General features: G+C 48.9%; 9 protein-coding genes, 2 tRNA genes and 2 rRNA genes. 7 read left to right on the top strand and 6 right to left on the bottom strand.

The genetic code is table 11. The features are described from left to right. The first annotated feature begins 17 nt into the window (after positions 1-17). Positions 18-746 carry a hypothetical protein gene (locus FIM25_RS10165; protein ID WP_139448894.1) on the top strand — a complete coding sequence of 243 codons (729 nt, stop codon included), beginning with the start codon at positions 18-20 and terminating at the stop codon, positions 744-746. A gap of 546 nt (positions 747-1,292) precedes the next feature. Continuing rightward, on the top strand, positions 1,293-3,431 hold the full coding sequence (locus FIM25_RS10160; protein WP_139448892.1) for a DUF3987 domain-containing protein: 2,139 nt from the start codon (positions 1,293-1,295) through the stop codon (positions 3,429-3,431). An 886-nt stretch (positions 3,432-4,317) separates the two neighbouring features. Here the strand turns inward: FIM25_RS10160 and FIM25_RS10155 are convergent. Further along, positions 4,318-4,394, bottom strand: a tRNA-Arg gene (locus FIM25_RS10155). An 11-nt stretch (positions 4,395-4,405) separates the two neighbouring features. After that, positions 4,406-4,481 (bottom strand) — tRNA-His (locus FIM25_RS10150). Positions 4,482-4,708: 227 nt separating this feature from the next. Here FIM25_RS10150 and selB point away from each other — a divergent pair. Both selB and FIM25_RS10140 read left to right on the top strand, forming a co-directional pair. Continuing rightward, the gene (gene selB, locus FIM25_RS10145) at positions 4,709-6,640 is read left to right on the top strand and encodes a selenocysteine-specific translation elongation factor (RefSeq protein WP_139448889.1); all 1,932 of its coding nucleotides are present in this window, start codon (positions 4,709-4,711) and stop codon (positions 6,638-6,640) included. A gap of 67 nt (positions 6,641-6,707) precedes the next feature. After that, a complete protein-coding gene (locus tag FIM25_RS10140) occupies positions 6,708-7,829 on the top strand; it encodes a DUF2333 family protein (RefSeq protein WP_139448887.1) in 1,122 nt (373 codons plus the stop codon). A 65-nt stretch (positions 7,830-7,894) separates the two neighbouring features. On the opposite strand, the gene hemW is transcribed toward FIM25_RS10140, so the two are convergent. Then, positions 7,895-9,043: a radical SAM family heme chaperone HemW gene (hemW, locus tag FIM25_RS10135; protein WP_139448884.1), complete on the bottom strand. Its 1,149-nt coding sequence runs from the start codon at positions 9,041-9,043 to the stop codon at positions 7,895-7,897. Continuing rightward, entirely contained in the window at positions 9,043-10,206 is a 1,164-nt protein-coding gene (locus tag FIM25_RS10130) for a radical SAM protein (protein WP_139448881.1), read from the bottom strand. The genes hemW and FIM25_RS10130 overlap by 1 nt, the downstream gene beginning before the upstream one ends. Before the next feature lie 282 nt (positions 10,207-10,488). Between FIM25_RS10130 and mltG the strand changes: the two genes are divergently transcribed. The 3 genes from mltG to FIM25_RS10115 are packed head-to-tail and all read left to right on the top strand — an operon-like array spanning position 10,489 to position 12,977. Beyond that, the gene (gene mltG, locus FIM25_RS10125; protein ID WP_139448878.1) at positions 10,489-11,511 is read left to right on the top strand and encodes an endolytic transglycosylase MltG; all 1,023 of its coding nucleotides are present in this window, start codon (positions 10,489-10,491) and stop codon (positions 11,509-11,511) included. After that, positions 11,465-11,959 (top strand): hypothetical protein, encoded by a 495-nt coding sequence (locus FIM25_RS10120; RefSeq protein ID WP_179953297.1) that lies wholly within the window; start codon positions 11,465-11,467, stop codon positions 11,957-11,959. Before mltG ends, FIM25_RS10120 begins: the two co-directional genes overlap by 47 nt. Positions 11,960-11,978: 19 nt before the next feature. Further along, the gene (locus FIM25_RS10115; RefSeq protein WP_139448874.1) at positions 11,979-12,977 is read left to right on the top strand and encodes a glycoside hydrolase family 3 N-terminal domain-containing protein; all 999 of its coding nucleotides are present in this window, start codon (positions 11,979-11,981) and stop codon (positions 12,975-12,977) included. Positions 12,978-13,029: 52 nt separating this feature from the next. Here the strand turns inward: FIM25_RS10115 and rrf are convergent. After that, positions 13,030-13,146: ribosomal RNA gene (rrf, locus tag FIM25_RS10110) — 5S ribosomal RNA — on the bottom strand. Between the two features lie 141 nt (positions 13,147-13,287). Beyond that, positions 13,288-13,385: ribosomal RNA gene (locus tag FIM25_RS10105) — 23S ribosomal RNA — on the bottom strand; the annotation flags it as partial.

Raw genomic sequence — 13,385 nt, 5'->3', positions numbered from 1 at the left:
AAAAAGGAAAAAAAAGAATGCTACAGAATAAAAAAATTGATGCCCAAACTGAAAAACTGATGAAAATACTGGATCTGAAGATTGAAAGCTTGCAGCGATCAAAAATTACCTTGTGGGATCTTTCAAAAACTGCCTGCGCAATTGCAGGCCCTGAAAGTGAAGATCTGAAACCGCTTTATATAAACTTCAGAAGAAAGGAAAACGCTTTTGGGAATTTTTCAACCCGCATAATGAAAAGCCTTTTGAAAGATGCGGCAGAGCTGCGGGGCGGGAGCCTGAAGGAGGCGAACGAAAAAGGCCCTTGCCTGTTGCGTGGGGATCTTGCTTTATTGCTGAACGTTGCAGAGCTTACACAGGCTGAAAAGGATCTTTTCAGTGGATACATGAAGGAAGGGCCTTATAATGGATCTGGATGCCTGGACAATTACATGGGGCAGGGGCTGGAAGATGGAGCTCATGAAATGCGGAAAGCTGCGGCCCTTAAAAGGAAGCCTTTCCTTGATGAGCTTGTACGGGCAGGCGTAGGGATGGTTCGAGCTGCGCAATTTGTGGCCCTGTTTGATGCTGAAAAGGATAACGAAGAAGCTTGGATAAAAGCAGGTTTTCCGCTTGTTTGGCTTGGGGGTGAAGGTCTGGATCTTGTCGAAGGCCTGAATTTTTGCAGCCGTGAGGAAAAGCTTTATAACGAAACTTTGGTCTGGGAGGATAAACCCAACAAAAGGAAAAGGCACGACCCGGCCAGGTAGTGCCTTGGGGTGAACCCCTTGTTCCTTTAACTTTTTTCCTTGTGTCTTCTGCGTGTTACTCCTTCTTACCTAGCAGTTTGAAGGTTAGCACACAGGAGGCCAAAAGTTCAACAAAAAAAAACAAGATTTTGTTTTTCTTGTAAATGAAAGGCCTTTTTAATGAAAGCAAATAAAAAGCCCGAAGCGGGGAGCAACGGGCAGGGACAAGAAGCGACTGTTGAAAATAAAGATACTGAAAAAAACGAAGAAAGTCAAGGGGTTTCAGGCGTAAACCTGCCCCAATCCATGTTTTTAATGGCTTCGGGCTTCGGTCTGAGTCACACGAACAACCCCGGAGCCAAAAAACCCGCACCGCTCACAACAATCACAGCGGAAGAAATCTTTCAACAGGCAAAAAATCCCCCATCGGTTCCTAAGGAAAAGGCGCAATGGTGCATCCCTTCACAAAGGCTTAGCCGGGCTTCGGAGGAGCAAAAGGAAAAGGGCCTGTACTGCATGGCATGGGCCGACCTTGACGACATGACCGGAGACAAGCCGGTTCTGTTTTTGGAAGCCGTGGAGGATGTTTTTCCGTTCCGTTCCCTTCTCTACAATTCCCACAGCGCAACACGGGAGAACCCAAAAGCCCGCTTTCTGATACCTTTTGAAAAGCCGGTAAGTCCTGAGATATGGCTTATGGTTCAAAAGATCCTGAATAAAAAAATCCGGTCTACAGGCCTTATTCCGGACGGCGCAAACGAAAGACTTTCACAAATATTTTTCCTTCCGAACCGAGGGCCGGGCGTTTATGAGTCCATGCCCTTTGACGGGCCATTATTCGATCCTGAAACCCATTGGCAGGCTGAGCTTGCAGAAGAACGGGCCATTCTTGCGGAAGAGCTTGCAGAAGAACGGAAACGGAAAAAAGCCCGTGATCTGAAAATCCGGGAACGTATTTCAAACGGCAGCGGGAAGACCGCACAGGACGCTTTCAACGAAGAGTACCCCGATTCAGGGCAACTATGGGAGCGATACGGAGCGACCAGACAGCGGGGATCTGACAGGCTTTTAAGCCCACACTCTGAAAGCGGTGCGGCGGCCATTACAATAAACGGCAACAAATGGTTTTCCCATCATGGAAGCGATGCGGAAAGGGGCATCGGGCAACAGGGGAAGGACGGGGGGTGTTTCGGGGATTCCTGGGATCTTTACATATTCTTTGAGCATGGGAACGACCGCAGCAAGGCCCTGAGGCACTTCGGGGACAATACCATAAACGACGAGACCGGGAACAGCCTAAACAAGGATCAGCGGCTTGCATATCTTAAGGGGAACAACCGGAGCGGCACACCGGATCAGGAACAACCCAAAAGCACGGCTAAGCCCTTTGAAGTAGAGCCGGAAACATTTGATTATGATTCCCTAATTACCGAAGGCGCAGAAGAAGAATATGACCTTCCAGACCAGCCAAAAGAGTTGCTACACCTTCCGGGGGGCTTGCACCTGATAAAGGAATATGTTTACAGAACCATGCAATACCCATCTGAAGAAATGGCAGCAATGACAGCTTTTGCAATCTTGGGAAGCCTTGCCCAGAAAAATATGTATATTGATTCGCAACAGGGCCTTGCTTTTGGAGAGTTTCATTTATTTCTTGCACCATCGGGAGTGGGAAAAGAAGGTGTGGCAAAGGCCTTTCGTAGACTTCACGGGGACGGGTACGCAAAAGTGCGTGATTCTGGGGGGGATGTTAATATACTAAGGAGCAAACTTCTCGGAGGGACAGGCAAAACAGCGCAAGGCATACACAGGGCACTGGAGGAAAACAATTCATGCGTTCTCATAAGTGACGAGTTCGGAATGTGGCTTGAACAGGCCGGGCAGAGCAACAGCCATGAAGCAGGGGCTTTAAAATATCTTCAGGAAATCTATGGAAGACCGTTCGGGCCACATCATCCAGGATTAACAGCGGGAAAGGATAATCAGTATGAAGATGTCCATGACCCCCGCATAACCCTGGTATGCACTTCCACACCCGAAAGAACTGTCAAGGCCTTCAACATACAGGACGGGGCAAACGGTGCATACAATCGGCTTGTAATATTTATTCAAAATGAGCAACCCGAAAAGGTGTACCGGGGCAGGATTTACAAACCTTCAAATGACTTGGTGGAATTTATTTCTTTTGTCATGCAAATGAAGCCGCAAAACGGGAAAATAAGATTCGATGAAACAAAGGCTTTTGATAAATACGAAGAAATGGACAGGGCTTTCATGGAACCCGCAAAACGGCGTGACCCGGTACTTGGAGGCAGGCTGGCAGAACAAGCTATAAGGATGGCCGGGTTATTTGCCTTATCTGAAAAACGCTTTGAAATATCACCAGATGACATAGAAAAGGCTTTCAAAATCAGGCTGGGGCTTCACCATAGGGCGGCGGCATTACTGAAGGCAGAGGGCAATATGGAGGGACACCACAAAACGCATTTAGCGCATAAACATATCATTTCAATACTGAAGAAAAAACCCAATATATACCGCTCACAATTGGCAGCAAGCTCTAAGCCGCTGAGGGCCTTATGGCCGACCATGGCACCGAGGGAACATGACGAGGTTATAAAGCGTTTATGCTTGGAGGGTATATGCACTACAAAACAAGGTGGCAAGGGAGGGATGATCCTTTTTTCTTGCATTTACAGTAGTTAATTAAATATAAAGACTTAGCCAGGCGGGGGGGTATCCTTCCCGCTTTTTTTTATTCCTGCCCTATCTTATGACTTTTATGACCATTTTATGACCCTAAAGGTCATAACTTAAGAAGCCCGCCAATACTGGTTTTTTTATATAAAATATATATATATTATGACTTATGACCAGACACACACACATGCTTTTTTTTAGGCTGTTTTTGGTACCGGGTAGGGTGTGGGGGGGCATAGGTCATAAGATAGCAGAAAACAGATGTTTTATATATACATATCAGATACTTGCAATTATGACCCAAAAGGTCATAACATACCTGAAAGGTCATAAAATAACAGCACCCCAAAACAAGGAGAGAAGGTTTTTCTTCGGTCATAATGAGGGCCAGGAACGGGCAACCCGGTAAAGATTTTTCCATGGTCACAGGGAAACAAACCATCAAAGCACGGCTAAGGTTTTTGCATAGTCCCACACGGGAAAGCCGGAGTTTTCGGACACCATAAAGGGGAGTGGAAAGGGGCATTTTTGAGGGTTCGGCAGACACGTTATCCGCCTAACCATGGGCCTTTTTTTCAGTGTTTGCGGTGGTCTTGTAAAAGTTTTTTAATTTGTTACCAAGTCCCTTACCAAGCCAAGACCAAAAAAATAAAAAATCAGAAAAAAAATGATTCCTGAAACCTTCAGCCCCAAGGAATTTTTAGGCACGTTAGAAGAGGGTTCATATTCACAAACGAAAAAACCAGTTTCTTTCCGATGATGTGACCATGGAAGAAAAACCGGCTTATTTTTTTGCCCTGATTATTTTTTGATTATTTTTTTTTCTAGTGCTTACTATGTGCTTATTTTAAAATCAGGCTTCTTTTAAAAACCCTGTAACTACCTGATTTTATGGCGCGCCCGGAGGGATTCGAACCCCCGGCCTGCGGATTCGAAGTCCGACGCTCTATCCAGCTGAGCTACGGGCGCTGAATTTGTTATGGGGTGAGTAGAGGGGCTCGAACCCTCGACCCCAAGGACCACAACCTTGTGCTCTGCCGACTGAGCTATACCCACCATAAAAACGAGATTGCTTCTACCAGTGTACCGATCAAAAAGCAAGCTCTTTTTATCCGAGCAAAGAAAAAAAACTGCTTTTAAAAAGGAAATCTTGACCAGAAAGACCTTATGAACTAATTCTAACAGGATTTTATGGCAGCCCTTGTAAGGTAAGCATAAAAAGGTATATAAGGTGCTTTGCAATATACAGGAAACATTTTCCCAATGGAGCATAAGAAGGAACCTTGAAAGAAATCATCCTGGGGACAGCCGGCCATATTGATCATGGAAAAACCAGCCTTGTTCGGGCCCTAACAGGCACGGACACAGATCGCCTGAAGGAAGAAAAAAAACGGGGGATCACCATTGAGCTTGGTTTTGCAGCCCTCAGTCTCCCCGATGGCAGACGTTTGGGCGTGGTGGATGTACCCGGTCATGAAAAATTTGTCAAAAATATGGTGGCCGGTGCATCGGGTATTGATATCGTTGCCATGGTCATAGCAGCAGACGAGGGTGTTATGCCCCAGACGAGGGAGCACCTTGAAATCTGCTCCCTGCTGGGTATCCGCCACGGTCTTGTTGTGCTTACCAAATCCGATGCCGTGGATGAAGAATGGCTGGAGATGGTCACGGAAGATGTGCGGGATTTTCTTTCCGACAGTTTTCTTGCGGATGCTCCCCTGATCCCCGTATCTTCCCACACGGGCAAGGGAATGGATACCCTTATCCAGGCCATCTCGGACATGGCAGCCCTGATCCCTGATATCCGAAATACCACAGTATTCCGGCTTCCCGTTGACAGGGTATTCACCATGAAGGGCTTTGGTACCGTCATCACAGGCACCCTTGTCTCCGGTTCCGTCAGCGTGGGTGATACGGTTATGGTTTATCCCGAACTGACCCAGTCCAGGGTAAGGGGTCTTCAGGTACATAACGACAGTGTCCAGAGTGCCGTATGCGGACAAAGAACCGCCATGAATTTCCAGGGACTGGATCTTTCAGAAGTCCAGCGGGGGGATGTGATTGCACCGCCCGACGCCCTGAAAAACACTTTTATGGTGGATACGGACTTCCACTATCTGGCAAGCAATGAAAGACCCTTAAAAAACAGAACAAAGGTACGCTTCCATACGGGAACCAGCGAAATCACGGCACTGACAGTTCTTCTGGACAGAGATACCCTTGCACCTGGTGAAAAAGCGCCGGTCCAGTTCCGTTTTGACAGACCTATGGTCTGCGTCCGTGATGACCGTTATGTGGTACGCTCCTATTCCCCCATACGCACCATTGGTGGCGGGGCCATACTCAACCCCGTACCCCAGAAACACAAACGCTTTCAGGAAAACATCATAGAAGGACTAAGCCACCTGAGTGAGGCGGGCAGTGAAGAGGCTGCAACCTTCCATCTGATGCAGGCAGGCTTTGCAGGTGCTGCCTTATCAGACCTGAAACTTGTGACCAACCTTTCGGAAAAACAGCTCACAGCAGTTCTTCAAAAGCTGCTCTCCAGCCGCAGTATTCTGATAACGGACAAGGATGCCAAAACCTATATACATGCGGATGCCTTCCAGCGTCTCTGCAGCTTTGCCACCAGTTACCTTGAAAAATATCACGCCAGTTATCCTTTGAGGGAGGGCCTTTCCAAGGAAGAACTGAAAAGTAAATTCCCAGCCTATATTCAGTCCCGCCTTCTTAATCAGGTGCTCAACCAGCTTGTGAAAGATGAAAAGCTGGCCCAGGAAGGGGATCTTGTGCGGCTCAGTACCCACAAAGTGGCCCTGCAGGTGGATCAGGAAGCCCTGCGACTGAAAATACTTGAAAGCTATGAAAACACTGGCATCACGCCTCCCTACTTCCGTGAAATCATAAGGTCTCTGGACAAAGGTCAGGCAGAGGCAGCACCCGATGTAATGAAAATTCTGATCCGGGAAAATCTCATGGTCCGGGTGAAGGAAGATTTTTATTTTCACCGTCCGGCCCTGGACCGCCTACAGGAAAAGGTGGTGGCCTTTCTACGGGAAAACGAAGAAATGAACCCATCCCAGTTCAAGGACATCTGCGGAGGCATTGCAAGAAAATATGTCATACCCCTGATGGAATATTTTGACGGCATCCATCTCACCATCAGAATTGGCGACACCCGAAAACTCAGAAAACAGCAGTCAAGGGAAACATAGCTTACCGGGTCTGGCAGGCAGCACCCCCGTAATCTTTCAATCACCTGAAAGCCCAAAAGGATTCTCCATGCACCAGGACAGAGAAACAAAACAACCAGAAGGTGAAAATCAGTCTTTAGAAAAAACGATCTCCAGACAGCAGGCCCTGGCCATTTTTTTCACCCTCTTCGGACTATGGCTTATCATATCCCTTTTTTCACTCATGGGTTCGAACCAGACGGATTTTGAAAAGGAAATGAGCCTTGCGGAAACCCCTTCCCCAATGCTGGATACCGAGGGTGGCCGCATAATCCGTCCCGGCAACGAAGGTCATGTAACCGCATCTCCCATGAGGGAAAGCTTACCTTCTCCCGCGGCCTCCCCCGATGAAAGAGATGTGGGCAACAGGGCTGAACTTCAGCCATCCTCAACCGACATAAATGGAAAAGGGCTGGGCAGTGTTGTGGGATGGGCCTTTGTGGAAGCCGCCATGCAGCCCATGCACCATGAGCTGTATGAACGTTTCTGGGGATGGCGGCCCAATGACCTGATCCGTCCCACGGACAACGTAAATAACTTTCAGCTGGGAACCCTTGAAGTCACAAGAAGAACGGCGGTAAGGCTGGCAGAAGACATTTCCCGCACCGGGAGCGCAGCATCCCTTGATACGAACTTGGAACAGGCCATGAACGGATTTATGATCCGGCCCACCAAATTCTGGTTTCCTTCCGCAGAATCCCAATACAAGGCCTCCCTGAGAGCAATGGCAAGGTATCAGGAAAATCTGGTCAAAGGCGATGCCAGGTTCTATAACCGCTCCGACAACCTGATCCCCCTTCTCATGGCCTACAAAAATCTGCTTGGAAGCTGTAACGAAAACCTCATCAAAACCCATGAACGAGACGGACGGCCCGTCAGCTTTTTTAAGGCCGATGACTATTTATACTATTCCAAAGGCGTTGCCAGCGCCATGGCCACCATCCTTGAGGCGGTGGAACATGATTTTTATCCCATGCTCCAGAAACGCGACGGCCTTGACTCCCTGCGAAAGGCCATTTACTACTGCAGAAAAGCGGACGAGATCGACCCCATTATTGTACTTAACAGCAGTCTCAACAGTCTTCTGGCCAACCACAGGGTCAATCTGGCCGCCCACATCTCCCTTGCCAGATTCCATATTGGTGTGCTGATCACAACCATTTCCACCTGATCCTTGTTCATCGGAAGGGCCTTTTTTAAAGTCCCTTCCGATGTTCCACCAAAAAGGTCTGGTCATCAGCCCGTTTCATGGCAGCAGAATGCCAATGTGATGGTATCGAGAAAAACCATACCCTTCACCGTGAGGCGGCAGAACCCTCCACCACAGTCAATGAAACCCTTCCTTTCAAAGGAGTCCAGCACAGCACTGTAATCCCTAAAAAAATCTCCCCCAAAGGCATCATCAAAGGCTGCCACATCCAGACCCTTGCGGGTTCTGAAACCCAGATAAAAACTTTCAAGGCGCATAGCTTCGCTATCCAGCTCTTCTTCCATATCCAGAGGTGTTTTACCTTCACGGATAAGATCCGCATAAAGCCCGAGATCCGACACATTACTCCGCCGAACAGGGGGCAGCCAGGAGTGGGCCGCAGGCCCGAAACCAATGTAGGGCTTTTTCTCCCAATATCCAAGGTTATGCCGGGACTGATATCCTGGTGCTGCGGCAAAATTGGAAACCTCATACCAGGGATACCCCTGATCATCCATAAAGTTCAGGGTAAAACGCAGAAGGTCTGCCACCTGCCCTTCATCGGGAGCCTTAATACGGCCTAAAGCCAGATCCCTGCCCATGGGCGTATCCTCTTCAATGGAAAGCATATAGAGGGAAAGGTGTTCCGGCTCGAAACAAAGCCCTTTTCCAAGCTCCTTTTCCCATTCTCCAATGCCCTGACCCGGAAGCCCGTAAATGAGATCCAGTCCCATATTGGAAAAACCGGCTTTTCTGGCCATATCCCAAGCATTCTTTGCCTCAGCTACACTGTGACCCCGGCCTAAAAAAGCCAATGCTCTGTCATCCAGACTCTGCAAACCAAAATTCAGACGATTGACCCCCATTGCCCGCAGATGCTTAAGCTGTTCCAAAGAAACGGTACCGGGATTGGCTTCCAGGGTAATTTCTGCATCCGGCCCAATACCATAGTTAAGATCCACAGCCCCAAGAAGCCTTTCCACATCCCGACTGCCAAGGAGCGAGGGGGTTCCTCCACCAAAGTACACCGTATCCACAGAAAGGGAATCCGGTGCAGGGCTAAGGGCAATTTCCCTGATCACACCATCCATCCAGCGGGAAATCATGGTTTCATCCAGTGTGGAATAAAAATCACAATACCTGCATCTGGACCTGCAGAAGGGTACATGGATATAAACACCAAAGGTCTCAGGCATCAGATAAAGCGCCGCATGAGATCATCAAGCACCTCTTCCAGATTATCCGGCCGGATATTGTAACGCTGACAGGCCTCCGCCACCCGCTGCCTTCTGCCTTCATCTTTGAAGTCATTCATTCCCCGGTAAAGCCCCATGCGACGTCCAACCTGATACATCATGCGACCATGTTCGGGAAGATCCAGAAAAGACTGTATTTCTGCTATCATCTGCGGCTTATCTTCGGGCAGCTTTCCCGCAACGGTTTCAAAGAGGTTCAGCACATGGTCACTGGTCAGGGTACTCTGGATACCCTCCAGGGCCATGATGAAACCCAGAAGCTCCCTGGCCACTTCTTCTCCGCTGCATTTATCAAAATGGCCAGCCTGCCAGTCGCCGTAAAGCTCAGTATTCTGAGGAAGCGCAAGGGTTCTCAGCCGGATAAAGTCCGGGTTGATGCGGTTCAGGGCATCGGCCGTGTCCATGGCATGGGCTTCGGAAAGATCCCTGCCCCCTAGTCCGGGCATCACATATTCCGAAAGGGAGATCCCCGCAGCCTTCACCTTCTGGCCAGCAAGGATATGCACATCCCTTGTCACACCTTTTTGTATCCTCTCCAGCACTGCGTCACATCCCGATTCCATGCCCACATGAATACGGTTCAGCCCAGCATCCGCCATGGCTTGAAACTTATCATCGGGAATCCCTTTGATGGTATGGGATCTGGCATAGGAGGTGATGCGGCTGATCCACGGAAAACGCTCCTTTATATGGCGCAGTACCGTAATGAGGTTATCGGGCTTCATTATAAGGCTGTTGGCATCCTGCAGAAAAACCGAATCCATGCCATGGGACATCCAGTGCAAAGTTGCATGGAGGGCATCGAGATCCGGTCCGGCAAGATCCTTTCCCGCATGCATGACCATATCCCTTGTAATGGGTCCACCTGAGGCATGGGCCTGAAGTTTTAAAAGATGTGAATGCACCGTATCAATGTCCGCCAGAACATGCTCCATGGGTCTCAGGCTGAAACGTGTTCCCTTGTACACGGGGCAGAAACGGCAGCGGTTCCAGGGGCAGTTCCGGGTTACCCGTATCAGAAGACTTCCCGCCTCGCTGGGCGGACGGATCGGACCCTGCTCAAAACCGGCGTAAACCTCTGTTTCTTTTTTCTTTTCGGACATCTGACACCTCATTTTATTTTTATATAAAAACAATACTCAATCCGATTACCATTCGTATGCAGCCACAGTTTGCTGGTCCGTTTATTATCAGGCCATAGCGAGTGGATTTTCATGCTGGCAGCCGCAAGACCTTCCCTGATGCCCCCGCTGTGTTGAAGTAGATCATACCCCTTCAGGCCGGAAGTTCAAAATAGGGATCTTAAGGAAAATGGCAAGCCGCTTTGACAGCTCTGCACAATGAAGGTATACAAAAAGGTCTTTTAATGCAGGGAGATCCTTTTCATGAAACATTCTGTTTTTGTATGGTCATTTCTTATTCTGAGCCTTGTACTTGGCACAGGCCTTGTTCTGCGGGACAGCCTGCGACATTATGCATCCACCCCCACAGGAAGCAACACAGATGAAATCCTATTCACAGTACAGCAGGGAGAAGGTTTCAGAACTGTGGCTGAACGTATGGAAAAAGAGGGCCTCATCTCAGATTCTTTTTATTTGAGAATCCTGGCCCGACTACAAAAAAAAGATACCCGCATCCATACCGGTGAATATCCCATGTCCCCTGCCCTTTCCCCGCAGGCAATGCTGGACATGATGGTGTCTGGCAGGGTGAAACGCTACCGGGTAACCCTGCCAGAAGGGCTTAGAATAACAGAAATCGCCCGGAGGGTTGCGGAAACAGGCCTTGTGGATGAAAAGGATTTTCTCATGGCAGCCACGGATAAGGGCCTTACGCAAAAGCTCGGCATTCCAGCAGACAGCCTTGAGGGTTATCTCTATCCGAACACCTATTTTTTTACGGCCAATGACAATGCAGAGACAATGATACGCACCATGGTCCAGCACTTTAACAGGATAATAACTCCAGAGAAAAAAGAACGGGCCAAAGCCCTCAACATGTCCATGCACGAGGTGATAACCCTGGCTTCCATAATAGAAAAGGAAACGGGAACTCCCGCAGAAAGAACCCTGGTCTCGTCAGTGTTCCATAACCGGCTCAAAAAAGGCATGCGTCTCCAGACCGACCCCACGGTTATCTACGGAATACCTGATTTTAACGGCAGGATTACCCGGACCCATCTGCGCACACCAACACCCTACAACACCTATCATATTCACGGTCTGCCCCCCGGTCCAATTGCCTCACCGGGCCGGGCTTCCATCGAAGCCGCCCTCTGGCCTGTGGAAAGTGCCTACATATTTTTTGTATCCAGAAACGATGGCACCCATCATTTCTCTACCAATCTTACAGAGCATAACCGTGCTGTGCAGAAATACCAGCGCGGCAACAGAAGATCCGGACAATAATGTGATGGACCAGTCTTCCCGATATCAGATCATGTGCAAGATGGCCGTTGAAATTCAGGCCCGGTGGATTCCTGCAAAAGGAGATGTATATCTTACCCCCAAACAGGGTAGCAACCCCTGCTTCTGGAGTGGGGAAGATGGGGAAAATGCTTTCCGTAAAGGCTTTGCCATACGAAAAAAAGGCAACCTTATTTATCTGGAAGCCCGCATCTGGCTGCCCCGCCTGAATCAGCTCATGGATCTTGCCCAGATTCCAGGTATCCGCTTTCAGGATATGACCTTCCGTTTCCATACCTGGGCAGGAAAACCCGGTGAAAGGGAGAAAGACCCCGTGATGCAGCAGTACAAAAGCCTGGAACAGTTGTGGCTGGCCTTTATCATGACCAGCCATTTCAGCAGACAATGGGATGGAACCCGCTGGATTATCATTCCTCCCGTAACCGCCTGACAGCCCCCCTAAGGAATCCATGTCTCTTTATTCACCGGAACAATGGTCTCCCCGTAAACTTGCGGGACAGCGCCTCATGATTGGCTTTGAAGGGCCGGTATGCGATGAAAGAATCCGCAGTCTAATCGCCCGCATCTTTCCTGCGGGCGTTGTGCTTTTTTCCACCAACGTCAGAAATCCGGAGCAATTGATACGCCTGAACCGGGATCTTCAGTCCTCTGCAAAAGAAGCCGGGCTGCCGCCCCTTATCATTGCCATGGATCAGGAAGGCGGAAACGTTGCAAGGCTCAGAGAGCCGGATTTCAGAGAATTTGCCCCCATCAGTGAACTAAAAAGCACGGAAGAAGCCCGGGAACATGCCAGATGTATGGCTGTGGAATTAAAAGCTCTGGGAATCACTATGAACCTTGCACCAGTTCTGGATGTTGCAGATAAAGACACAAGCATCATGAAAAAACGTGCGTTCACAGGCGATGCCAGGGCCGTCACAGACATGGGCCTTGCAATGATTTCAGCCTACAGACAGGAAGGTATCCATTCTGTGGCCAAACATTTTCCGGGTATAGGACGGACAATTCTGGATTCCCATCATGTGCTTCCAAGGCTGGACGCAGAAAAAAGCCTTTTGGCCGTAAATGATTTTCTGCCCTTTGGGGCCGCCATCAAAGCCGATGTGGACGGGATCATGGTCTCCCACATCCTCTATGGGAAACTGGACCCTGAGTGGCCGGCCAGTCTTTCAAGCATTATATCCAGAGATCTTCTGAGAAATGAGATGGGCTATGAAGGAGTGGTCATGACCGATGATCTTGATATGAAGGCCATCCGACTACCCATGGAAAAGGTAATGGAACGCATGGTTCTTGCTGAGATTGACCTTGGCCTCATCTGCCATGAAGGCCCTGCCATTGATGAGGCCTTCAGCACCCTTTTATTCATGGCAGAAAAAGAAGAAAACAAAGCCTCTTTCATCCAATCCGCAAAACGGATTCTCCGGATTAAAAAAAACAGAAAATAAAAAACGCCCTGTCTTCGAGGTGAAATCACCTTGAAGGCAGGGCGTTAAAAGAATCCGGCGGCGTCCTACTCTCCCACACAGTTGCCCATGCAGTACCATCGGCGCAGTCAAGCTTAACTTCCGTGTTCGGGATGGGAACGGGTGTGACCTTGACGCCATCGCCACCGAAAATTGTATTTCGATGTRTTGTATTAAAAAAGAACTAAAGGCTTTTACACCTTATTCATTCATGCGTCGAGTTATTTTTTTTATCTATGACAAGCTCATTAAAACCAAAGCGCTTTTGCTGCAATCAAAGATCACCAATATTGTGGCTAAGCCTCACGACCGATTAGTACCGGTAAGCTCCATGCATTACTGCACTTACACACCCGGCCTATCAACCTTGTAGTCTCCAAGGGGTCTTTA

The organism is Desulfobotulus mexicanus (assembly GCF_006175995.1).
Taxonomy (GTDB): domain Bacteria; phylum Desulfobacterota; class Desulfobacteria; order Desulfobacterales; family ASO4-4; genus Desulfobotulus; species Desulfobotulus mexicanus.
The sequence above is the reverse complement of the archived record's forward strand: the minus strand, read 5'-3'. Positions and strand labels throughout refer to the sequence as shown.